Annotated in this window: 20 protein-coding genes; 11 read left to right on the plus strand and 9 right to left on the minus strand. The window is 69.2% G+C overall.

Annotated features, from left to right (window positions below; all coding sequences use genetic code 11):
* Nucleotides 1-70 precede the first annotated feature (70 nt).
* Nucleotides 71-886 carry a DeoR/GlpR family DNA-binding transcription regulator gene (locus QRN44_RS00540; RefSeq protein WP_285038012.1) on the minus strand — a complete coding sequence of 272 codons (816 nt, stop codon included), beginning with the start codon at nt 884-886 and terminating at the stop codon, nt 71-73.
* Nucleotides 887-1,044: 158 nt separating this feature from the next.
* On the opposite strand from QRN44_RS00540, the gene QRN44_RS00545 reads away from it, so the two are divergent.
* The 8 genes from QRN44_RS00545 (at nt 1,045) to QRN44_RS00580 (ending at nt 10,301) form a co-directional block, all read left to right on the plus strand.
* A complete protein-coding gene (locus QRN44_RS00545) occupies nt 1,045-2,361 on the plus strand; it encodes an alpha-glucosidase/alpha-galactosidase (RefSeq protein ID WP_285038013.1) in 1,317 nt (438 codons plus the stop codon).
* A 62-nt stretch (nt 2,362-2,423) separates the two neighbouring features.
* Nucleotides 2,424-3,779 carry an ABC transporter substrate-binding protein gene (locus tag QRN44_RS00550; RefSeq protein WP_121292524.1) on the plus strand — a complete coding sequence of 452 codons (1,356 nt, stop codon included), beginning with the start codon at nt 2,424-2,426 and terminating at the stop codon, nt 3,777-3,779.
* Nucleotides 3,779-4,738: a carbohydrate ABC transporter permease gene (locus tag QRN44_RS00555; RefSeq protein WP_285038014.1), complete on the plus strand. Its 960-nt coding sequence runs from the start codon at nt 3,779-3,781 to the stop codon at nt 4,736-4,738. Before QRN44_RS00550 ends, QRN44_RS00555 begins: the two co-directional genes overlap by 1 nt.
* Nucleotides 4,738-5,634, plus strand: a complete 897-nt coding sequence (locus QRN44_RS00560) for a carbohydrate ABC transporter permease (RefSeq protein WP_079003358.1) — start codon at nt 4,738-4,740, stop codon at nt 5,632-5,634. The genes QRN44_RS00555 and QRN44_RS00560 overlap by 1 nt, the downstream gene beginning before the upstream one ends.
* 117 nt (nt 5,635-5,751) lie before the next feature.
* Nucleotides 5,752-6,912, plus strand: coding sequence for an SIS domain-containing protein (locus QRN44_RS00565; protein ID WP_285038015.1), 1,161 nt, complete (start codon nt 5,752-5,754; stop codon nt 6,910-6,912).
* 2 nt (nt 6,913-6,914) lie between these two features.
* The gene (locus QRN44_RS00570; RefSeq protein ID WP_285038016.1) at nt 6,915-7,880 is read left to right on the plus strand and encodes a BadF/BadG/BcrA/BcrD ATPase family protein; all 966 of its coding nucleotides are present in this window, start codon (nt 6,915-6,917) and stop codon (nt 7,878-7,880) included.
* 96 nt (nt 7,881-7,976) lie between these two features.
* Nucleotides 7,977-8,903 carry a DMT family transporter gene (locus QRN44_RS00575; RefSeq protein ID WP_285038017.1) on the plus strand — a complete coding sequence of 309 codons (927 nt, stop codon included), beginning with the start codon at nt 7,977-7,979 and terminating at the stop codon, nt 8,901-8,903.
* Between the two features lie 513 nt (nt 8,904-9,416).
* Nucleotides 9,417-10,301, plus strand: a complete 885-nt coding sequence (locus tag QRN44_RS00580; RefSeq protein WP_285038018.1) for a DUF2268 domain-containing putative Zn-dependent protease — start codon at nt 9,417-9,419, stop codon at nt 10,299-10,301.
* Nucleotides 10,302-10,313: 12 nt separating this feature from the next.
* Here the strand turns inward: QRN44_RS00580 and QRN44_RS00585 are convergent, their stop codons facing one another.
* From QRN44_RS00585 to QRN44_RS00595, 3 genes are all read right to left on the minus strand, one after another.
* The gene (locus QRN44_RS00585; protein ID WP_285038019.1) at nt 10,314-11,120 is read right to left on the minus strand and encodes a MerR family transcriptional regulator; all 807 of its coding nucleotides are present in this window, start codon (nt 11,118-11,120) and stop codon (nt 10,314-10,316) included.
* A 407-nt stretch (nt 11,121-11,527) separates the two neighbouring features.
* Nucleotides 11,528-14,620, minus strand: coding sequence for a lamin tail domain-containing protein (locus QRN44_RS00590; protein WP_285038020.1), 3,093 nt, complete (start codon nt 14,618-14,620; stop codon nt 11,528-11,530).
* Between the two features lie 146 nt (nt 14,621-14,766).
* Entirely contained in the window at nt 14,767-15,522 is a 756-nt protein-coding gene (locus QRN44_RS00595; protein ID WP_285038021.1) for a hypothetical protein, read from the minus strand.
* Between the two features lie 138 nt (nt 15,523-15,660).
* Here QRN44_RS00595 and QRN44_RS00600 point away from each other — a divergent pair, with 138 nt between their 5' ends.
* Nucleotides 15,661-16,497 (plus strand): dienelactone hydrolase family protein, encoded by an 837-nt coding sequence (locus tag QRN44_RS00600; protein WP_285038022.1) that lies wholly within the window; start codon nt 15,661-15,663, stop codon nt 16,495-16,497.
* 38 nt (nt 16,498-16,535) lie between these two features.
* Nucleotides 16,536-16,913 carry a bleomycin resistance protein gene (locus QRN44_RS00605; protein WP_121292508.1) on the plus strand — a complete coding sequence of 126 codons (378 nt, stop codon included), beginning with the start codon at nt 16,536-16,538 and terminating at the stop codon, nt 16,911-16,913.
* A 132-nt stretch (nt 16,914-17,045) separates the two neighbouring features.
* Here the strand turns inward: QRN44_RS00605 and QRN44_RS00610 are convergent, their stop codons facing one another.
* The 3 genes from QRN44_RS00610 to QRN44_RS00620 all read right to left on the minus strand — a co-directional run bounded on the left by QRN44_RS00610 (nt 17,046) and on the right by QRN44_RS00620 (nt 19,547).
* Complete coding sequence (locus QRN44_RS00610; RefSeq protein WP_285038023.1) at nt 17,046-17,279, minus strand: hypothetical protein; 234 nt, start codon at nt 17,277-17,279, stop codon at nt 17,046-17,048.
* A gap of 76 nt (nt 17,280-17,355) precedes the next feature.
* Nucleotides 17,356-18,678 (minus strand): GNAT family N-acetyltransferase, encoded by a 1,323-nt coding sequence (locus tag QRN44_RS00615; RefSeq protein WP_285038024.1) that lies wholly within the window; start codon nt 18,676-18,678, stop codon nt 17,356-17,358.
* A gap of 59 nt (nt 18,679-18,737) precedes the next feature.
* Nucleotides 18,738-19,547, minus strand: a complete 810-nt coding sequence (locus tag QRN44_RS00620) for a MerR family DNA-binding transcriptional regulator (RefSeq protein WP_079003366.1) — start codon at nt 19,545-19,547, stop codon at nt 18,738-18,740.
* Nucleotides 19,548-19,699: 152 nt separating this feature from the next.
* Here QRN44_RS00620 and QRN44_RS00625 point away from each other — a divergent pair, with 152 nt between their 5' ends.
* Nucleotides 19,700-20,878 carry a Fic family protein gene (locus QRN44_RS00625; protein ID WP_285038025.1) on the plus strand — a complete coding sequence of 393 codons (1,179 nt, stop codon included), beginning with the start codon at nt 19,700-19,702 and terminating at the stop codon, nt 20,876-20,878.
* A gap of 98 nt (nt 20,879-20,976) precedes the next feature.
* Here the strand turns inward: QRN44_RS00625 and QRN44_RS00630 are convergent, their stop codons facing one another.
* Both QRN44_RS00630 and tdh read right to left on the minus strand, forming a co-directional pair.
* Entirely contained in the window at nt 20,977-22,146 is a 1,170-nt protein-coding gene (locus QRN44_RS00630) for a glycine C-acetyltransferase (RefSeq protein ID WP_285038026.1), read from the minus strand.
* A 49-nt stretch (nt 22,147-22,195) separates the two neighbouring features.
* The gene (tdh, locus tag QRN44_RS00635) at nt 22,196-23,308 is read right to left on the minus strand and encodes an L-threonine 3-dehydrogenase (protein ID WP_285038165.1); all 1,113 of its coding nucleotides are present in this window, start codon (nt 23,306-23,308) and stop codon (nt 22,196-22,198) included.
* Between the last annotated feature and the right edge of the window lie 36 nt (nt 23,309-23,344).

Consider the following 23,344-nt stretch of genomic DNA (forward strand, 5'->3'; position numbering starts at 1 on the left):
CTCACGCGGCAGACCCGCGCTCACGTCAGCGCACCGCGCTGGCACCAGCCACAGCGGAGGGAGGGAACGGTCAGAGGGCGACGACGTGGACCGCGATGTCCGCGGCCGCGAGGCGCTCGAGCTCATCGGGGTCGGCGGAGGAGTCGGTCACGAGGTCGTGGATCTGCCCCAGGTCGGCCATGCGCGCGAGTGTGACCCACCCGACCTTCGAGCCGTCGGCGACCACGATGACCCGCTGCGCGTGCCGCACCATCGCCAGGTTCGTCCGAGCCTCACGTTCGTCGTGCGTCGTCGCACCACCCTGCGCACTGATGCCGTCGGTCCCGAGGATCGCGGTACCCACGTTGATCGCACTGAAGGTGTTCTCGGCGAGCGCCCCCACCGCCTCGAACGACGTCGACCGCACCAGCCCGCCGGTCATGATCACCTGCAGGTTCGGCCGGGAGGCAATCTCGGTCGCCGTTGTGAGCGAGTTCGTCACGATCGTCAGCTCCGACCGGTTCGACAGCTCCTTCGCGACCGCCGCGGTCGTCGTGCCACCGCTCAGGGCGATGGCGTACGGCCCCGCGGGGATCATCTCCGCCACCCGCATCGCGATCCGCCGCTTCGCCTCGCGGAACTGCGTGTCACGGAACCTGACCGGCACCTCGTCGCGTGCCTCGATCGCGCGAGCGCCACCGTGGGTGCGGAGGACGAGTCCGAGGTCGTCGAGGTCGGCCAGGTCGCGCCGGATCGTCGGCGCCGAGACCTTGAGCCGCTCGGTGAGCTCGTCGATCGAGACCACGACGTCGTCGACGGCGAGCAGTGCGAGGATGTCGCGCATCCGCTGGCTGCGCTTGCCCGACGGCGCGTGTCGAGACAGTTCCGCCGCTGTGGGTGCTCGCATCACTGCCTCCGTCCTCGGGTGCTTCGTCGACCGACTCGCCAGAGCTCGACCGCCGCACCCACCGCATCCCGCACCAGATGCTCAGCGAAAGTGAGCATTTGAGTCGATTTCCGATCAAGTTCTTGCTCGGTTCGATCACTGTAGTCGATGATCACTCCATGACACGAGTGACTTTCATCGGGGCGGGCAGCGTCGTCTTCACCCGCCAACTCATCGCCGACCTCCTCCGCTACCGCGACCTCGCCGGCCTCGAGATCGTCCTGCACGACATCGACCCCGAACGCCTCGCCGTGGCCGAGGGCACCGCCCGCCACGTCGACGAACGCCTCGACGGCCGAGCGACGATCTCGGCGGAGTCCGACCGTCGTCGTGCCCTCGCCGGAGCGGACTTCGTGATCAACATGGTCCAGGTCGGCGGCATCCGCGCGACCGTCTCCGACCTCGAGATCCCGGCAGCGCGCGGTCTCCTGCAGACCATCGGCGACACCACCGGCGTCGGCGGCGTCTTCCGCGCCCTCCGCACCTTCCCGCTGCTCTCTGCCCTGACCGCCGACATGCGCGAGATCTGCCCCGACGCCCACCTGCTGAACTACACCAACCCGATGGCGATGAACATCTGGTGGGCGTCGGTCGTCGCCCCCGACATCAGCGCGATCGGCCTCTGCCACAGCGTGTTCTGGACGGTGAACGACCTCTGCGAGCTCGTCGGCGTGCCGATCGAGGGCACGAGCTACCGCGCCGCCGGCGTCAACCACCAGTCGTGGCTGCTCGAGTGGACCCACGAGGGCCGCGACCTCTACCCGGCCCTGCGCGACCGCATCCGTGAGGACCCGGAGCTCAGCCGCCGCGTGCGCGTCGAGATGTTCCGCCGCATCGGTTACTACCCCACCGAGACGAGCGAGCACTCGTCCGAGTACCTGTCGTGGTTCCTCCGCTCCCCCGAGCAGGTCGAGCGCTTCCGCCTCCAGCCGCTCGAGTACCTCGGCATCAGCGAGGAGAACGTCGCGGAGTTCGAGGCGACGAAGGCCGCCCTCGCGGCCGGGACCCCGCTGACCCTCGAAGACGAGGCGAGCGAGTACGCCCCGCAGCTCATCCACTCCCTCGTGACCGACACCCCGCGCCTCATCCACGGGAACGTCGTCAACCGCGGCCTCATCGACAACCTGCCGCAGGGCGCCGTCGTCGAGGTCCCCGTCCAGGTCGACGGGAACGGCATCGCCCCGCAGCCCATGGGCGCCCTGCCCGTGCAATGCGCCGCGCTCAACCGCCCCTACGTCTCGGTCGCCGAACTCACGATCGAGGCCGCTCGCACCGGTGATCCGACCCTCATCCGGCAGGCGGTCCTCATGGACCCGAACGCCTCGTCCACCCTCACGCCCGAGCAGATCTGGGAGCTGTGCAACGACCTCGTCGCCGCGCACGGCGAGCTGCTGCCGGAGCCGCTGCGGGAGATCATCCCCGCCGACCGCATCTGACCGACCCGAAGCACCGCAGCCCCGCACCGTTCCCGAACGATCGACACAGGAGACGACCACCGATGTTCCCACCCCGTTCCACGATCCACGCTTCCAACTCCCCGCACGCCCGCCGCGCACGTCGCCTCATCACCGCGACCGCCGTCCTCGCCGTCGGAGCGCTCGCGCTCTCCGGGTGCGCCGGCGGATCGTCCGGTGCCACGACGCTCGACAAGGACGCGAAGGTGAAGCTCACCTTCTGGACCGGGCAGGCCGACGCGGCCCAGCAGATCCTCACCGGTCTCGTCGACGACTTCGAGAAGCTGCACCCCAACGTGACCATCGACGTGTCCTCGGGCGCGCCGTCCACGGAGGACCTCCTGCAGAAGCTCTCCGCGAGCTTCGCGGGTGGCAACTACCCCGACGTCTCGTACGCCTTCGGTTCCTGGGCGAGTCGGCTCGAGGCGTCCGGCCGCACCCTCGACATCACCGACCAGGTGGCGGAGCCAGACGTGAAGTGGGACGAGTTCTCCGAGGCGGCCCGCAAGACGGTGCAGCCGACCGGCGAGAAGACGATCGGCTTCCCCGCCGTGGTCGACAACATCTCGCTCCTGTACAACACGACCGTGTTCGACGCGGCCGGCGTCGACTACCCCACGGCCGACTGGACCTGGGATGACTTCCGCGAGGCGTCGAAGCAGCTCACCGACCCGTCGACGAACACCTACGGCTACGCGTACTCGGTGTCGGGCAGCGAGGAGACGACCTGGCAGTTCTGGCCGCACCTGTGGCAGAACGGCGGGTCGATCATCTCCGATGATGCCAAGACGGCCGAGTTCGCCTCGGATGCGGGCGTCGACGCACTGACCTTCCTCCGCGACATGGCGGTCGACGACAAGAGCGTCTACCTCGACCAGACCGACACGAAGTTCGGCGACCTGTTCGCCAGCGACCGCATCGGCATGATCACCTCCGGTCCGTGGCAGCTGTCGACGCTGCAGACGAAGGGCACCAAGTACGGCGTCACCGTCCTCCCCGGCACCGACGGCGACCACCAGACCGTCTCCGGGCCCGACGTCTGGGCGCTGTTCGACCACAAGGACAAGAACCGCGAGTACTGGGCGTACGAGTTCACGAAGTGGCTCACCGACTCGGAGCAGGACCTCAAGTGGAACGTCGCCTACGGCAACCTCCCGCTGCGGTCGAGCGAGATCGACACCCCCGAGTTCCAGGCGCAGGTGGCTCAGCTACCCGGCCTCGACGTGATGGCCGAGAACGGCGTGAACGCGAAGCAGGCCCGCCCGACCGTGCCCGGCTACGTCGGCCTGTCGGAGGCCATCGGCAAGGCGATCTCCTCGGTGCTGCAGGGCCAGGGCGACCCGAAGCAAGCACTCGAGGATGCCGCGAAGGCCGCCGACGACGCCCTGACGGAGGACTGATGTCCACGGTCACAGGACGCGACACGACCCCCAGGACGGAGCCGGAGCGACCCGAACGTCTCGCGGCTCCGTCTCGGCGAGGCAAGAACCGACTTCGCGACAATCTCACCGGGTGGGGCTTCGTCGCCCCGGCGATGCTCATCGTGCTGGGCCTGTCGATCTTCCCCGCGATCTGGGCGTTCTTCCTGTCACTCCAGAAGTGGGACGGGTTCAGCGACCCGGAGCAGGTCGGACTGGAGAACTACGCCAGCATGATCGGCAACGACGAGCTGCAGGCGGCCGTCGTCCACACGGTCGTCTACACGCTCCTGTTCGTCCCGGCGTCGCTCGGACTCGGACTCTTCCTCGCCGTGGCCCTCAACCGCCGGATCCGCTTCATCGGCGTCTACCGCACGGCGATCTTCGTCCCCTTCGTCGCCTCAGCAGCCGCGACCGGCATCCTCACGACCTACCTCTTCAACCCGCAGTTCGGGCTCCTCAACACCGTGTTCCGGTTCCTCGGACTCCCGGCGCAGGGCTGGCTCGAGGACCAGGGGCAGGCGATGGTCGTCATCACGATCATGTCGCTCTGGGGGCAGGCGGCGTTCACGACCGTCATCTACCTGGCTGCCCTGCAGGACATCCCCTCCGAGCTGCTCGAGGCGGCGCGGATCGACGGCGCGAACGCCTGGCAGTCGTTCTGGCGCATCACCTTCCCGCAGCTCGGACCGGTCACGGTGTTCGTCGCCATCTGGCAGTTCATCCAGGCGATCCAGCTGTTCGACCTCGTGTACACCACCACGAGGGGCGGCCCGCTCGGCGCCACCCAGACGATCGTGTTCTACCTCTGGGACGCGGCGTTCAAGCAGTTGCAGTTCGGGTACGGTTCCGCGGTCGCCTACGGGCTCTTCGTGGTGACGCTCATCGCCACGATCGGTGTCGTCCTGTACTCCCGCCGCTCCAACGTGGAGGCATTCTGATGACCGTCCTGACCACCCCGCCGCGCGGTGACGCCGCCACCGGCAAGCCGTCCGTGACCGCCCCGCCCGCTGAACGACGCACCCGTCGCCGCTTCAGCCCCTGGCACCTCGTGCTCGCGCCGATCGCGATCATCTTCGCGATCCCGTTCGTGCAGATGTTCATCACCTCGGTGACGCCGGAGTCGGAGATCAACACCTATCCGCCCCGCATCCTGCCCTCGCACATCACCTTCGACGGGTTCGCGAAGCTCTTCTCCGAGTCGAACATCCTGCTCTGGCTGGGCAACACGGTCATCGTGTCGACGGTCGCGGTCCTGTCCCACCTCGTGCTCTGCTCGCTCGCCGGCTACGGGTTCGCGCGCCTGAAGTTCCGCGGCAAGACGATGGGCTTCCTCATGATCGTCGCGACGATCATGATCCCGACGCAGCTGCTCATGATCCCGACCTACATCCTGTTCTCCCGGATCGGGCTCATCGACAGCCTCGGGGCGGCGATCGTGCCGTGGCTGGCGTCGGCGTTCGGCATCTTCCTCATGCGGCAGTTCTTCCTGTCGCTGCCGGCGGAGCTCGAGGAGGCCGCGCTCATCGACGGCTGCACCCGCCTGCAGGTGTTCTTCCGGGTGATCCTGCCGCTCGCGAAGCCCGCGCTGGCGACGCTCGCGATCTTCACCCTGCTGGGTTCGTGGAACGACCTCGTCTGGCCGCTCATCGCGATCAACAACGACCAGGCCTTCACGCTGCAGCTCGGCATCACGAACTTCCAGGGCGCGCGCCGCACCGACTGGGCGCTCCTCATGGCCGGCAACGTCGTGGCCACGCTCCCGCTGATCGTGTTCTTCCTCTTCGCTCAGAAGCAGTTCGTGGCGACCATGACCTTCTCCGGCCTCAAGGGGTAGGCACCGATCCCGGCGTGGCAGGATCGCCTCCATCGCCGCGAGAGCACGTCACACGCTGAACCAACTCCGATACCTCGCAACGTCCCCTCATCACCTCGACCCACCCCAGGAGCAACCGTGTCCATCACCACCATCGTCGGTTCGGAAGCCACCGTCCGCGAGATCACCCAGCAGCCCGACGTCTGGCTCGAGGCGTCGACGGGGATCGCCGCCCGACGCGAGGAGATCGACGCGTTCCTCGCACCGCTCCTCGCCCGACCCGAGCTGCGGATCGTCCTGACCGGGGCGGGGACCTCTGCCTTCATCGGCGAGATCGCGGCACCCGCCCTGACCCGGACGCTCCGTCGCCGGATCGACGCCGTCGCGACCACCGACATCGTCTCCAACCCGCAGGAGTCGTTCGCCGAGGACGTCCCGCTGCTCCTCGTGTCGTTCGCCCGCTCCGGCAACAGCCCCGAGAGCGTGGCCGCCACGGAACTCGCCGACCAGTCACTCGCCGAGGTGCACCACCTGGTGATCACGTGCGACGAGACCGGCGAGCTGTACCGACGCCACCACGACCGCGCCTCGTCGCTCACCGTCCTCATGCCCCTGCGGTCGAACGACGAGGGCTTCGCGATGACGTCGAGCTTCAGCTCGATGCTGCTCTCGGTGCTCCTCATCCTCGGCGGCGCGGACGACGACGCGGTGCAGGCGCTCGCGGCCGGCGCGACGACGATCCTCGACCACCGCGAGGTGGACATCCGCGCGCTCGCCAACGAGGGTTGCGAACGTGTCGTCTACATCGGCAGCGGCCCGCTCACCGGTCTGGCCCGGGAGTCGGCGCTCAAGCTGCTCGAGCTGACCGCCGGACGGATCGTCACCTACTACGACTCGGCGCTCGGGTTCCGTCACGGACCGAAGGCGGTCGTCGACGACAGCACGCTCGTCGTCGTCTACCTGTCGTCCGATCCGTACACGCGGCGGTACGACCTCGACATCGTCGCCGAACTGCGCGAGACGCTCTCGCCGGAGCGCGTGATCGCGATCTCCTCCGAGCCCGTCGCCGACGCGACGGCGTACGACTGGGTGCTGCCCGAGCTCGCCGGCCTCGATGACGCGCAGCTCGCGATCGGCTACGTGCTCGTCGCGCAGCTGCTCGGCCTGTCCTACTCGCTGCAGCTCGGTGCGACCCCGGACAACCCGTTCCCGAGCGGCACGGTGAACCGCGTCGTGCAGGGGGTCCGGATCCACCCGGCGACCGCAGGCGCTGCGGGCACCGCACCCGAGGAGCGGTAGGCGTGTCACTCTTCCTCGGTGTGGACGGCGGCGGCTCGAAGACCGCGTTCGTGCTCCTCGACGACGGCGGACATGTCGTCGCTGAAGCACAGACGGCCAGCTGTTACTACTTCGACGACGGCATCGAGCTCGTCGGTCGGATCCTCACCGAGGGCGTTGCGGCGGTCACGTCGCGGGCGGGGGTCGAGGCGTCCGACATCGATCAGGCGTTCCTCGGTCTGCCGGGATACGGCGAGGTCAGTTCCGACCTCGACCGCCTGAACGCGATCCCCGGCGAGGTGCTCGGCCACGGACGGTACTCGTGCGACAACGACATGGTGTGCGGCTGGGCGGGCTCGCTCGGCGCCGTCGACGGCATCAACGTCATCAGCGGGACCGGTTCGATGACCTACGGCGAGCGCCGTGGCCGCGGGCACCGGGTCGGCGGCTGGAGCGAGCTGTTCGGTGACGAGGGGTCGGCGTACTGGATCGCGGCTCGAGGTTTGAACGCCTTCACGCGGATGAGCGACGGCCGCCTGCCGCGCGGGCCGCTGTACGACCTCATGAAGGCGCGGGTCGGGATCTCGAGCGATCTCGACGTGATCGATGTCGTGGTCAACGAGTGGAAGGGGCAGCGTGCGCTGATCGCCGACCTCTCCAAGACGGTCGTCGACGCCGCCGACCACGATGACGAGGCGTCGGCGACCATCCTGCGGGAGGCGAGCGGGGAGCTGGTCGAGATCGTGGAGGCGACCCGCGTCGCGCTCGGCTTCCTGGACGACGAGGTCGTCCCGGTGTCCTATTCCGGCGGCATGTTCACGGCGGACGCGATCCGTGTCGGGTTCGAGCAGGCGCTCCACACGCTGCCACCGGCGTACGAACTCCGCGTCCCGATGTTCGGTCCTGCGGTCGGCGCCGCCCTGTACGCGGCGAAGCAGCACGGCTCGCCACTGGCCGCGACGGCCCTGGACCGCCTGGGTTCCCGCTGACGCTCGGCCCCGCCCGCATCCGCGGACGCCATCACCACCACCTCAGCACCCCGGGGTGCACACTCCTGCCCGAATCAGCAGTCAAGGAAGACCATCGTGAAGAAGACCCAGAGTTGGATGTTGTACGCCGGACTGTTGGTGCTGTTCTGGGGCGTCTGGGGAGCGTTCTCCTCGCTCCCCATCACGCTGTACGGTTACCCGGACGAGATGGTCTACGTCATCTGGGCGGTCGTGATGATCATCCCCGCCGTGTTCGCGCTGCGCGGCCAGACCTTCGACCGTCGACCACGAGCCGCCGTCTACGGACTCTTGATCGGGCTCACCGGCGCCGGCGGGCAGCTGCTGCTGTTCAACGCCCTGTCGACCGGCCCGGCCTACCTGATCTTCCCGATCATCTCGATCTCCCCGGCGATCACCGTCATCATGGCCGTCATCCTGCTGCGGGAGCGGCTGAACGCGATCGCGGTCGTCGGGCTCGTCGCGGCGCTCGCGGCGATCGTGCTCTTCAGCGTGTCGAGCGGGTCCGCTGAGGGTGCGTCAGGACCGTGGCTGATCATCGCGATCCTCGTGTGCATCGCCTGGGGCGTCCAGGCGTTCTTCATGCGCAAGGCCGCGACGATGGGCGTGAACGATGCGACGACCTTCTCGTGGATGGCGATCAGCGGCCTCATCCTCACGCCGTTCGCGATCATCGCGATGGGCGGGCTCCCGCTCGACGCGCCGTGGCAGGCGCCGGTGCTGACGGCGGGCACGCAGCTGTTGAACGCGGTCGGGGCGCTGTTCCTCGTGATGGCGCTCAGCCGCGGGAAGGCGGCCGTCGTGGCGCCGACGACCAACGCGCTCGCGCCGGTGCTCACCATCCTCGTCTCGCTCGTCGTCTACCAGACCCTGCCGAGCATCTTCGGCACCATCGCGATCGTGCTGGCGCTCATCGGCTCGACGCTCATGGTCTACAGCGACGAGCGTCGCGGTGAGGCCGTCCCTCCGGCTCTCCGCGACGGCGCGCGGGCGACCGCACGCTGACACCTCCCCACCCGGTTGGTGCCAGCGCGGTGCGCTGACGTGAATGCACCCGACCCGGCGTGGGCGCGGCCCACCCGCGCGAGCGCGCCCCTCCGGAGACCCGCGCTCACGCTCTGGGCCCGCGCTCACTCCCAGCGCACCGCGCTGACACCGGTACCGAACCCGCCAGCGCGGTGCGCTGGCGTGAGCGCGCCCCACTAGGCGCGAGTGTGCACCGCTCTCGCCCCAGGCGCTCGAGGTGTTGCGCTCCCGGTAGCCCGCTCCTCCACCCGCCGTCGCCTTGGGCCAACGCGGTGCGCTGACGCGACCGCGGGCCTGACGCGCGAGCGCGGGTCTCCGGAGGGTCGCGCTCACGCGCGCGGGGCGCGGTCACGCCGGTTGCGCAGCGGCCACGCCGGTTGTGCAGCGGCCACGCCGGGCAGGCCACACTCGCGTCAGCGCACCGCGCTGGCGCGAGGATGGGCTACTTGGAAGCTTGACCCTCACGCGGCGTGAGGCTTTAGCGTCGTCACCATGACGATCACGATCCTCGACACCGCCACCGGCATGCGTTCCGTCCTCGACGCGCCGGAGGCCGAACGACCCGCGCGACTCCGCGCCATGCTCGAGCCCGTCGCCGACATGTACCGGTACTTCCCGGGCGAGGTCGACCTGCTCGCCATGCACTCGATGGGCTCGGGATTCCCGATCGATCGGAGTCGGGATCGGGTCGGCGACGCCCTCGGCCGGCTCGTCGCGGCGGACGCGTGGGGACGGATCTCACGGGCGCTCGACGCGGCGGTCGCCACCCAGCTGGCGGCGGTGCCGACCCTCGTGGTCCCCGACATCACCGTCCTGCTCGTCCTCGGCGACCCGGACGACACCTACTTCATGGAGTCGATCCGCGGGTTCATCGGTAACGGCAGCGCGACCGGGTTCATCTCCCTCATCCTCTGGCCGACGGAGGAGAACCTCGCCCGCCTCGAGGCGGCGGCCGTCCACGAGCTCAACCACAACCTGCGGTACGCGCCGGGTGGGGTGGTGTGGGATCCGGCGACCGTCGTGGTCGGCGAGCAGGTGGTGTCGGAGGGGCTCGCGGACGCGTTCGCCCGGCAGCTGCACGGGCCGTCCGGCTACACGCCGATCGGTGTCGCGCACCTCGACGACGACGCGGTGTTCGACCGGGTCGTCGAGGGTCTCGACGTCGGAGGGATGCAGCACTTCGTCTCATGGGTGCACGGTGACGAGGCCGCGTTGCGATACGGGGGCGAGCCGGTCGGTCTGCCGATGGGTGCCGGGTATGCAGCGGGCAACCGTCTCGTCGACGCGTACCTGGCGGCGACCGGGTCGACCGCCGCCGAAGCGCTGTACGTCCCGAGCGCGACGATCATCGAGGCGGCACTCCGCGAGCTGGGCTGAGGCGGTTCGGACTCACTCCCAGACGGCGGTCTCCGGGTCCACGCCGTGGCCGCGGGCGTTCGCGTCGATGACCTGTGAGAGCCACGCGGCGAGGCCGGGCTCGATCCGGTCGTAGGTGTCGGCCATGCCGGGCTCGGTGAGCGCGAGACGACCGATGATCACGTGCATGGACGGCGTGCAGTGGAAGTACTCGCCGAGGGCGACGCGATGCCGTTCGGCGAGGGTGTTCGCCGTCTCGCTCCCGGCGACGACACCGGCGCGCTTGGCCTCGGCGAGTTCGTCGACCAGGTCGCGCATGGGTCCGACCAGCGCACGCCAGTCGTCCGACGTGCGGGTCGCGGACCGCTCGGCGTACTCGGCCCACTGCGCGGAGTCGCCCCAGCGGGCGCGGGCGGTTTCAACCATCGTGGGGTTCCAGTCGTCGCCGAACACCGCCTGACGCTCCTCCTCGGGGACGAGCACGCCGACCTCGTCGGCTTCGAGCAGGCGGTCGACGGACCGGGCTACGGCTTCGAGTCGTTCGATGGTGTCGCCGAGTTCGCGTCGACGCTGTGTGAGCTCCGCCCGTCGTTCGGCGGCCGGAGCGCTGAGGAGGGTGGGGATGCGAGCGAGCGGGACACCGAGGTCGCGGAGGAGCACGACGCGGCGGAGGCGGGCGATGTCGACGGGCAGGTACGAGCGGTAGCCGCTCCGGTTCCTTCCGGACGGCTGCGCGACGCCGATCTCGTCCCAGTGGTGCAGCGTCCGCACACTCACCCCGATCTCGGCCGCCGCCCGACCGACGGTCTCACCACCCTCGGCCCTCCCGTGCTCGTCCATCCCCCCAGCATCGCACCCGGTCCTGATCTCCGTCCTCTGTCTGCTTCCAGCGCGGTGCGCTGACGCGAATGCACCCGACCCGGCGTGGGCACGGCCCACCCGCGCGAGCGCGCCCCTCCGGAGACCCGCGCTCACGCTCTGGGCCCGCGCTCACTCCCAGCGCACCGCGCTGACACCTGTACCGAACTCGCCAGCGCGGTGCGCTGGCGTGAGTGTGCCCCCTCGGCGCGAGTGTGCATCTCCCGGCTTGAGCGCACCCCACCCGCGCGAGCGCACCCCTCCGGAGACCCGCGCCCACGCGCCAGACCCGCGCTCACGTCAGCGCACCGCGCTGGCACCAGGCCCGACCGGTGACGCGAACGGCCCCGGAAGCTGTGTGCTCCCGGGGCCGTCGGACGTTCAGACGATCAGGCCGCCCGGCGACGCGCACGCATCGCGACGAGGACTCCACCGAGAAGGACCAGCAGGACTCCCGCACCGATCGTGCCGAACGGCAGCTCCGTCCCGGTCGTCGCGAGCGCCCCACCCGACGCCGCGCCGTCGACGCTCGTCCCGTCGGCCGCGACGATCCGCACCTCGGTCCAACCGATGAGCGAGCCGTCCGCCGCGTAGACCGCGACCCGGTGGTCGCCCAGCGTCGCGTCGGCCGGGATCGTGGCCAGCAGGTCACCGGCGGCGTTCGTCGTGCCGGTGGCGATCCGCGCCGGCGTCGAGTACAGCCACACCTCGACCGCTGTCGCGGCGAAGCGGTCCTCGAGGCCGACCGTCACGGTCTCGCCCCGCCGCACCGTGTCCGCCAGCGTGATGACACCACGGTTGGCCTCGGTGAGGCTCGTCCCGGGCAGCGGCGTGACCCCACCGGTCGGCGGCGTCACGGGCGGCGTGGTCGTTCCGGGCAGCGACCCGAGACGCAGGGCCTCGGAAGCGTAGCCGTCGGCGAACCAGTACACGGGACGCTCACCGTCGACCGACAGGGAGGCCGGCGCGGTCGCGAAGCCCTCGTTGTTGAGGTTGGGCAGTCCCGCCGGACGCTCGACCTGAGCGATCCCGGGCTGCTCGGTCCCGTTCAGCGTGATCTGAGCACCGGTGCCCGCGCAGCCGTCGTCGCACACGGCCCACAGCACGCCGAGGGTCGTGTCGTAGTCGAGCGCCATGACCGCCGGGAGGCCCGGGTCGATCGTCGAGATCAGCGTGGCCGAGCCGTCGGCGTTCAGTGCGAACGCGTAGACGTCTCCGGTGTCCTCGACGCCGACGAAGAACAGTCCGTCACCGTGGCCCGCGTAGTTCGCCGGGTCGTACGTCGCCTTCGTGTTGTCGTCGAAGAGCTTGCCGGCGAGGTCGCCGTCGGCCACCCACTCGACGGCCTCGACACCGAGGTTCGCGCCGACCGTCGGCAGCAGGGCCGTGAGGTCCCACTCCTGGGAGGCGACGACGTCGGGGCCGGGCGCGTTCGGGTCGACCTTGAGCACGGCGTTGAGGGTCGTGCCCTTCACACTGTTGTCGCGCTCGACACCGACGTAGACGGAACCTGCGCCGTCGACGGTGATGCCCTCGGTGTCGGGGCCGGCAGCGGAGGGGTTCGACGCGTCCTTCTGGAAGCGGGCGCGCTTGCCGTTCTCCCAACCGTCGACGAACGAGACCGATCCGTCTGCGGCGATCGCGAGCTTCCAGAACGAGCCGGTGCCGTTGTCGACCGCCCAGAGGAACGCGCCGTCGGCGGTGACCTGGGTGTCGAGTCCAGAGCTGTCCTCGAGGAACATCGGCGTGGTGTCGAGCACCGTCACGTCGGGCGAACCGGGCCACGGACCGACCGGGATCTCACCGGCGCAGACGTTGGCCGTGCCCTTGGTGGCCTCGGCCGTCGCAGCGAAGGCGCCGGTCGCGTCGGGGCAGCGTCCCCAGGTGTTCGCCGGGTGTCCCTCGCCCCAGGTGGTCGAGTCGAGCAGGGCGTCGCCCTCGAAGAGGCGGACGGTGTCGCCGCCGCCGAGACCGAAGCCGAGGGCTGCGCGCTCGATGACGAGATAGCCGCCGGCCGCGATGCTCGTGCCGGTGGGGATGGCGTAGGCGTGGGTGTCGTCGTCATCCTTCACGACGATGCCGGAGACGTCGAGCGCCGTGGTCGTTGGGTTGACGAGCTCGATCCAGTCGTCGGGCGATCCGCCATCGGACTCGACCTCGTTGATACGCACCGGGTTGCCGCACGCGTTCCGCAGTCCCTTGGTGGAGACGGCCGTGTCGACGAGCTCGCCGGTGCCGTCGGGGCAGCGCGCGAAGACGCCGTCCGCGTGAGCCGAGTAGCTGTACTCGGCGACCGTCGCGCCGGCGGCGTTCCGCACGGTGGTGGTGTCGCCGTTGCCGAGCCCGAACGCGAAGTTCACGTTCTGGTCGAAGACGAAGTACGCGCCGGGCTCGAGGATCGTGCCCGCGGGCAGCGGGGTCGTGTCGGCGGCGTGGCCCACCGGGTCGTTGTCCATGAGCGTCCAGCCGGAGATGTCCAGCGCGGTCGCCTCGAGGTTGACGATCTCGACCCAGTCGGTCGCGTCGTTGTTCGACTCGACCTCGTTGATCGCGACGTTCGGGAGGACGCAGTCGTTCGCGGCACCCTTGGTGATACGTGCGAGCGTGAAGTCGCCTTCACCGTCGGGGCAGCGGGCGAGCGTCGCGGCGATGAAGTCACCGTCGATTGCCGCGTGGCCGCTCCACGTTCCCGAGCGGTCGATGAGGGTGCCGGTCGCGTCGAACAGGCGGATCTCGTCGGCGCTGCCGATGCCGATCGGGTCACGGAACGCGCCCTGCGTCTCGGTGCCGCCGACCAGGCCGATCGTCGCCTCGTCGACCACGAGGAACTCGCCGGGGGCGATCGATGTGCCGGGCAGGAACTGCCAGCGGTGGTCGTCGGAGTTGTCGCGGATCTCGTAGCGCGAGATGTCGATGGCCGTCGTGCCGGGGTTGAAGAACTCGACCCAGTCGGACGGCTGGGAGTCGATCTCGTTGATGCGGATCGCACCGTCGGTCTCGGGAACCTCGGGTGCGGTGAAGACGTTCGCGACGCCCTTCGTCGACTCGGTGGTCTCGGCCCAGCCGGCGCGGTCGGCGGTGACGCCGTAGGTGACCGGAGCGTGTGCGGTCCACGAGTACTCGTCGGCGATCGCGGCGGTCGGGTCGAACAGGCGGACCGAGTCCTCCTTGCCGAGGCCGAACCCGAGCTGGTCCTCGTCGACGACAAGGAACGCACCGGGGTCGACGACGGTGCCGGCCGGGAACGCGTAGTTGCTGTCGTCCTTGTTGTCCTTCACGACCCAGCCGTCGAGCGTGACCGCGGTCGACGCGGTGTTCGTGAACTCGATCCAGTCGCCGGGGACGCCCCCGGAGGACTCGACCTCGTTGATCTGGAGCCCCGGCGCTGGGGCGGCGATGGCGGCGGCTGGCGTCGCGATGAGGGCGGTCGCACCGATGGCGCACGCGGCGGTCATCGTCAACACACGGTTGAGGCGGGGCATGGGTCTCCAGGGCACGAAGGGACGGGGATCGTGTCCCATCCCATCGGCGCGGGGTGGCCGGGTGGAGGAGCTGCGGTGACCGGGAGGTGAACGACAGGTGGCTTCCCAGGCGGCGCGGTGGTCGGGTTTCGTCTCCTCGCCGGAACCTAACTCCCAGGTTGTTGTCGCGAAACGACCCTCACGAACTCAGCAGTAGTTTCGTCGTTGAGGAGGGCAGGATTTGCCTCGATCATGCGCATGACACGGCTAGCGAACTGCGGAGGGGTCATCGCCTGCGAGTCCTTCGTGCTATCCAGTTCCGCTCCGACTGCGACGATGCGCGCCCGGGACAGGATTCGAGCCTGCTCGTCTCTGAAACGTCCGGCACTCACCATCGCGCGGAAACGGCTCTCCCATTCACCAATGCTCATACTGAAGGCAGGGTCGACGATGACGACGCTCGAACGAGGCTCGGGGGGCGAGGCGTCGTCGTGAGAAAACTCCATCTGGTCGTTCACCGATTGACGCTTTGATGTCAGGCGCGATCGAGCCGCAGCCGACCGCATCGCCTTCCAGCCCGACTTTGCCTTCGGAACCACCATCTCGGTCCACCAGCGCATGATGTGTGGTCGTGCTGCTTCGACCGCCGCAAGGATACCGATGAGGATCGCAGCCGCCAGCGCCTCTGCCGCAGCCCGCTCTTCCGGAGTCAACTCGCGCTGCGGCTCCGGCTGCCAGGGATCTGCGTACGACGAGTCGACGTCGTACTCGACGTCGTACTCGACGTCCTCAACCTCGCGCCAGACGGCGTGACCCATAAGTTCGTTTGCGTCGTCAGAGAACAGATGGCCAACGTAGGCTCCCTCCTCCGTTCTCGAAAAACCAAGGTGTTGCCCTTCGGGAATTACGGGTTCGTAGGGCATTCGTCGATCGTACTGACGACGGCGCGAAGGCGACATCCCCCGTTCGTGGCGTCGCTATCCAATGGCTTCGAACCCGCATATGAGCGCACGCGACCCTCAATTGCGTTTGCAGAGCAGCCTCAGGACTACGCTCACCCCATGACCGACGATGCGACCACCGACACCGCTCCGCGCGCAGACCTCACCGGCTGGGTGCGGACCCCGTTCACCGGCGGCGGCGTCACGCACGACCGCTTCGAGAAGGGGTCCGGGCCGGGCGTCGTCCTCATCCCCGAGCTGCCCGGACTCACGCCCGAGGTCCTCGGGCTGGCAGAGCATCTCGTCGCGGAGGGCTTCACCGTCGCGATCCCATCGCCGTTCGGAACCCCTGGCCACGATGGGACCGTCGGCTACACGCTCGCCAGCGTCAGCAAGGTCTGCGTCTCCGCCGAGTTCAAGGCGTTCGCGACCGGTGCCCACCGACCCGTCGCCGACCACGTCCGGGCACTGGCCGCCGACCTTGCGGCCCGCACGCCTGGTCCTGGCGTCGGCGTCATCGGTATGTGCTTCACCGGCGGTTTCGCGCTCGCGGCGGCCGTCGACGAGCACGTCCTCGCCTCCGTCATGAGCCAGCCGTCCACGCCGTTCCCCGTCAGCCGTGCCCGCCGCATCGACCCCGGGATGTCCGCCGCCGAGTTCGACGCCGTCGCAGCCCGTGCGGCTCAGGGCTCGGTCTGCGCACTCGGCCTCCGCTTCAGTGAGGACCGGGCCGTCCCGCGAGAGCGCTTCGCCACCATCGCGGCCAAGCTCGGCGACGCGTTCGAGGTCATCGAACTCGACTCCTCCCCCGGCAACGCAGCCGGCTTCGCGAAGACCGCGCACTCGGTCCTCACCGGCGAGGTCCGCGAGCACGACGGTCACCCGGCGTTCGAAGCACGCAAGCGCGTGGTCGCCTTCCTCCGCGAACGCCTCGCGACACCGACCACGTCGGATTGACCTTCCCAGCCGGCTGACACGCTGCGATCATCGACTCCATGACCTCGACACGACACGACCGCGCGACACCGAACCTGCCGTCTCGCAACTTCGACGCGACGGAGATGTTCTATTCGGCGTTCGGCTTCGAGCGCGCGTTCCGAGACGACGGCTGGCTGATCCTCGTCCGCGGCGGCCTGCAGCTCGAGTTCTTCCCGGCGCCCGACCTCGACCCCGCGTCGAGCAGCTTCATGTGCTGCCTGCGTGTGGCTGACGTCGACGAACTCTACGACGCGGTCCAGCGATCGGGAGTCGTCGAGGCGACCGTCGGCGCGCCGCGACTCCACCCGGTCCGGATGCAGGACTGGGGACTCCGGGCCGGATTCCTGATCGATCCCGACGGCACGCAGCTCAGCCTGATCGAGCAGCGCACCTGACCTGCGACCCACGGGCCCGCCCAGCACGCTCAGGCAAGGGGGTGGGCGATGTTCCAGAAGCCGATGGCGATTACTGGGACTCCTGGACCGATCATCCGTGATGAAGCTATCGGGCCAGCATGCCCTGACGGTTCAGGGGAACGACTGCACCATGTTCGCGATCCCGATGGCGATGATGGCGAGACCGGGGATGATCATCGAACTGGGCCGGGGAGCCTTCCTCCCACGGAGACGCAGCCAGGCCCTTCCGTAGATCCGGGTGGTCTCGCGATCGCTCATGCGGGCGAACTGCTGCCGGAAAACGAGCGTGGCACCACCAAGCAGGATCATCATCACGCCTCCGAGGATGAAGCGCGCGACGTTCACGCCTTCCCTCTTGTACTCGTCGTCACCTGATGACCATATCGAGTGACCGAATCTCGGCGAGGCTTCGGGACCGCCCCTAGAAGAAGGTGATCCCGTGCGGCGCGCGCGGCGTCTGGAGCATCGACCGCAGCAGGAGCGGCGCTGCTGGGTCGGCCGCCTGCAGCACCCCGGCTGCGGCGAGCGACACCGGGGAGACCGCGCCGAGCAGGAGCGAACCGAGGTCGGCGACGTCGAGCGCGAGGTCGGCGCCGGCAGCGTCGGTCTCGTCGCTCAGCTTCGTAGCCGTGCCGCGGCCACCGGTCACCTCGAGGCGGAAGGTGCCCGCCGCGTAACCGAGCGCGTCGGTGACGGCGATCGTCAACGTGCCGTCGACCGCGAACGGACGCGAGGCGAGGACGGCCGGAAGATCAAGGACGCGCAGCCACACGTGGTCCTCTTCGTGCTCGATGTCGTAGGCGCGGTTGTCGCCGAGGGCCGAGACGATCGGGTCGTCGAGCCGGGCACGGTTGTACTTCACGACGTCGTTGAGGTCGATGGAGAGCAGGAACTCCCACAGCGACAGGTAGGCCGCGTCGGTCGCGTAGACGAGGTCGATGATCTCGATGCCGGTCTGTCCGCCGGGCTGCTCGACCATGCGCCACGTGACGTAGCCGTCGACCTCCTCGCCGTCGGCGGGACGGTGTACTGCGGCGCGGGTGTCCTTCGCCGGTTCGCCGTCGCGGCCCAGGGTGCCGAGGACCAGTGGCCACGATCCGGTGTTGCGGACCATGGACCCGATCGAGCGCTCGTCGAAGCGGTCGAACACCTGACGCGCGACGCCGTCGACCAGGTACTCGGGGGTGACGACCGACACGATGCCGCTCGTCGGCGCGAGGAACGGCAGCGCCTTCGCTCGCTTCACGACGACGTTGCGCTCACGGATCGCGGAGCCGAACCCGAAGCGACGGTAGATCGTGCCCTCGCTGGCGGTGAGGGCCGCGATCGCATAGCCGTCGGCGACGCCGCGCTCCAGAGCCTGCGTCATCATGCGGCGCAGGATGCCGCGGCGTCGTTCGGTCGGGCGGACCGTGACGTCGGAGATCGCCTGCGTGTCGATGCTGGTGCCGTCGCCCCAGCTGAGCGCTTTCGGGAACCAGGAGAAGGTGCCGGCGGGCCAGGTCTCGTCGACCGAACCGGGCTGCGGCTTGCGGACGTAGGCGCCGAGCAGCACCGCTTCGTCGGCGATGAGGTCGTTCACCTTGCGCTTGCGCGCCTCCGGCTTCGGGGTGGGCTCGTGGAAGCCGAACCCGATGGCGTCGAGCGCCGCGAGGCTCTCGGGCGTCGGTTCGCCGTCGGCCCCGTTCGCGAACGGGAACTCACGGAGCTCGTAACGGGCGTCGAAATCTTTGCTGTTGGCCACGAGTCCACCCTAACGACCCGGCCTGACACGCCCCCGGGAAGCGCGTTGGGACCGCGACCTCACGGCAGGGTGATCGACACCTCGACCGTGTACTCGTCGGCGGTCTGGCCCAGCACCCGCTGCCGGAGCTCGGTGGTCGGCATCGTGATCCCCCGCTCCGCGATCGCATCGAACAGGGCGACCACCGCGGGGTGCGTCGATCCCTCCGGAAGCTCGACGCCCGGTTCGGGTCGCCAGACCGCAGCGAGTTCGGCCCGCTCGGGCAGTACGTCGACCGTGGTCTCGTCACCACCCCACGTCGGTTCGAGCTGCGACGAGGTCGGCCAGCAGCAGACGATCTCGACCGCCCCCTGCTCACCCGGTCGGAGCGCGGTCCAGAACGGCCCCGTCGGCCCGACGCCGGCCTCCTGCACGGCGACGTAGAGCTGCGAGAACTGCTCGTTCGCGTCGTCATCGGTCACCGAGTCCTCGTCGCCGCGCGGCACGGTGAGCACCCGACCGACATAGGGCTGGGGAGGGAGGGAGCGTTCGACGATCTCGACCGGTGCCGCGAGCGACGCGACGACCGCGCGGGCCTGCGCGAAGGCGTGGTCCTCCTGCTCCCGCTGCTCCAGGACGAGGCGGTGGTGCACGTCGATCGCGGTCGACGGATCCGCGCCGGCGACGGTCACGCCTACGGCGGCGAGCGGGACGCCGGCGTCGCGGAGTGCCTTCACGATCACGCCGGAACGCACCTGCTCCTCGCCGTAGCGGCGGTAGCCGGAGTCGGGATCGACCTCGGCTGGAACCAGCACGCCCTTCTCGTCGTAGTGGCGGAGCGCCTTCACGCTCAACCCGGTCATGCCTGCGAACTCTCCGATGTGCAACATGTTTCAAGCATCCCGTCTCCCCCTACGGGAGGGTCAACTCCGGTCCGAGCGGCCGTGAAGTTGCACCTAACAGGTTCCTTAGTGAAGGATAAGCACCTAAACTTCACTAAGAGCCCTCGTGACTGCAACTTGGGCCGATTCAGGAGGGGATGATGACGACAGCCGTCGCGTATGAGCAGCGGCCCTGGCAGTCGCGCATCGCCCCCGACGCGTTGCCGAAGCGCCAGCGACTACTCCTCGCACAGCCATACGACGCCGCGGTCCCGCCACAGATCGCCGATCTCGACATCCGTCTGTCGGACGATCTCGTGGAGCTGCTGGGCGAAGCGCAGGAACGGATCATCCGTTTCGACAGCGAGGTCGGTCACGTCACCGCACCCTTCTCGTCGATCCTGCTGCGGAGCGAATCGGCGTCGAGCTCGCAGATCGAGAACCTGACGAGCAGCGCGAAGGCGATCGCCGAGGCCGAGTTGGATGAGCGCGACACCGGGAACGCGCCGCTCATCGTCGCCAATGTCCGAGCTCTCGAGGCGGCACTCGCGGCATCGGACGAGCTCTCCAACACGACGATCATCGCCATGCAGGAGCAGCTTCTCGGCACATCGGCACCGGAGATCACCGGCCGGTATCGCGACGAACAGGTCTGGATCGGGGGCGGAAACTACAGCCCGCACGAGGCCGATTTCGTCCCGCCGCACCACGAGCGTGTACCGGCAGCGATGGACGACTTCATCGCCTACTCCCTCCGACCGGCACCGCTCCCGCTCGCAGCCATCGCGGTCGCACATGCGCAGTTCGAGACCATCCACCCGTTCCCCGACGGCAATGGGCGCACCGGTCGAGCGCTGGTGCAGGCCGCCCTCCGGCGCGTCGGGCTGACCAGCGGGGTCACTGTGCCCATCTCAGCCGGCATCCTGCAGCAGCGTGACGACTACTTCGCTGCACTCACCAGCTATCGGCAGGGCGACGTCGAGCCGATCGTCCGCGTGTTCGCCGATGGTGCGTTCCTCGCGATCGCCAACGGCCGGACGCTGGTGGAGGAGATCGAGACCATCCGGACGGCATGGCAGGAGGCCTTGCGCGACGTCCGCGCCGATTCGGCCGCGCATCGCATCACGGCACTGGCACTGGAACATCCGGTGATGAACAGTCGGCTCGTGCGCGAACATCTCGACGCCTCAGATCGCACGGTCTTCAACACCCTCGACACCCTCGTCGACCGTGGCATCCTCACGGTCGGCTCGTCGCGACAGCGGAACCGTCTCTGGACTGCGCCTCCCGTGCTGGCAGCGCTCGACGGGTTCGCTGCGCGCAGCATGCGACGCGGTTGACGGGAGCCCCCTCAGCGGGTCGATGGCGAAGTCACGCTTGAGGTCGAACGTCGCCCGCCTTCAGCGACGCCGATCACCCCGCCGAGTAGCCGTCGCACCTACCCCCGCGCCGCAACGAACGCAGCGACGCAGTCCTCGATGTCCTGCTCGCTGTGCGCGGCACTGATCTGCACGCGGATGCGAGCCTCTCCGCGGGGCACCACCGGGAAGCTGAACGGGATCACGTAGATACCCCGCTCGAGCATCCGTGCCGCGACCTGGACCGCCTGCTGCTCGTCGTCGAACATCACCGGGATGATCGGGTGCGAGCCGTCGAGCAGACGGAAGCCCTCCGCGGTCATGCGAGCACGGAACAGGTCCGCCTTGCGGAACAGTCCCTCGCGCAGCTCGTCGCCCTCCGCCGCGAGCTCGACGGCTCGACGCGCCCCGGCGACGAGCGACGGCGCCAGGCTGTTCGAGAACAGGTACGGCCGGCCCGACTGCCGCAGCACGTCGACGATCTCCTGCTTCGCGCTCACATACCCGCCCGACGCACCGCCGAGCGCCTTGCCGAGGGTGCCGGTGAGGATGTCGACGCGGTCCTGCACGCCGAACAGCTCGGGCGTCCCGCGACCGCCCGAGCCGACGAAGCCGACGGCGTGCGAGTCGTCGACGAGGACGAGCGCGCCGTAGCGGTCGGCGAGGTCGCAGATCTCGTCCAAGGGCGCGTAGAAGCCGTCCATCGAGAACACGCCGTCGGTGACAATCACGGTGCGACGAGCGTCGGCGGCGTTCATGAGCTGCTGCTCGAGGTCGGCCATGTTGCGGTTGCGATAGCGCAGGCGGCGGGCCTTGCTCAGGCGGATGCCGTCGATGAGCGACGCGTGGTTGAGCGCATCGGAAATGATCGCGTCGTGCTCCCCGAACAGCGCACCGAAGACGGCCCCGTTCGCGTCGAAGCAGGAGGAGAACAGGATGGTGTCCTCCGTGCCGAGGAAGGCGCTCAGCTCCTCCTCGAGGTCTCGGTGGATCTGCTGGGTGCCGCAGATGAAGCGGACGCTCGCGAGCCCGTAGCCCCACTCGTCGAGCGCCTGCTTGGCCGCGTCGACGATGGAGGGCTCGTTGGCGAGGCCGAGGTAGTTGTTGGCGCAGAAGTTCCGCACCTGGCGACCGTCGATCGTCACGTGGCTACCCTGGCGGGACGTGATCGCGAACTCCCGCTTCGTGAGGTCGTCGGCCTCGATGGCGTCGAGCTGGTCGCGCAGTTGGTTCTTGATGATGCCGTACATGTCGTCTCCTCGGGGTCGAGTGGGCGGTTGAGCTGCGTCTGGCGGTCGCTCAGGCGGCGGTCGCGGCGTGGGCGGTGACCGGTGCCTGTTCGTCGACGACGCCGGTGATGACGACGTCGCGGGTGTCGGTCCAGTCGATGAGCACCTTGCCGGCCGCTCCCCCGCGCGATGTGTCGAAGGCGCCCTGCCAGGAGGCGAGCGGGAAGCGGGCGGTGACGAGTGACTCGAGGGCGTTGCGGAGCTCGGGGCTGTGGTCGACCATGGCGCTCGCGTGGTGCCAGGTGTCGAACATCTCGCGGCCGTAGATGCCCTTGATGGTGATCATGCGGGTGATGACCTTGGTCCAATCGATCTCGATGTTCGTCGAGGGCAGACCGAGGAGCGCGACCTTGCCGCCGGTGTTGAGGTTCTCGATGAGCTCGCTCGCGGCAGCGGCCTGACCGGACATCTCGAGGCCGATGTCGAAGCCCTCGAGCATGCCGAGCTCGGCCTGGGCGTCGGCGACCCGCTCTCTCGAGACGTCGACCACGCGGTCGGCTCCGACGGCGAGCGCCTTCTCAAGACGGTCGGCGACGACGTCGGTCGCGACGATGTTGCGCGCACCGGCCACTCGGCAGACGGCGATGGCCATGAGGCCGATGGGTCCGCAGCCGGTGATGAGGACGTCCTCGCCGAGGATCGGGAAGCTGAGTGCCGTGTGGACGGCGTTGCCGAGGGGGTCGAAGAGTGCGCCGAGGTCGGGGGTGACCTGGTCGCCGTGGACCCACACGTTGGTGGCCGGCAGGACGACGTACTCGGCGAAGGCGCCGTCGAGGTTGACGCCCAGGCCGCGGGTGTGACGGCAGAGGTGGCGGCGGCCGGAGCGGCAGTTACGGCACGTTCCGCAGACGAGGTGGCCCTCGCCGGAGACCGCTGCGCCGACCGGGATCCCCTCGACGCGGCTGCCGACCTCGACGACTTCGCCGGAGAACTCGTGGCCGGGGACGAGCGGGGCGTCGACCGCGCCTGCCGCCCACGGGTCCCACGACTCGATGTGGAGGTCGGTGCCGCAGATGCCGGTGCGGTGGACGCGGATGAGGACGTCGTCGGAGCCCATGGCCGGCATCGCACGCTCGACGAGTTCGAAACCGGCGGTGTCGGGTCGTTTCCAGAGGGCGAGCAACGGCGTTCCTTCCTGCGGGAGCGGCGGCGGCCGGTG

Source organism: Plantibacter sp. lyk4-40-MEA-4 (genome assembly GCF_030209415.1).
Taxonomy (GTDB): domain Bacteria; phylum Actinomycetota; class Actinomycetes; order Actinomycetales; family Microbacteriaceae; genus Plantibacter; species Plantibacter flavus_A.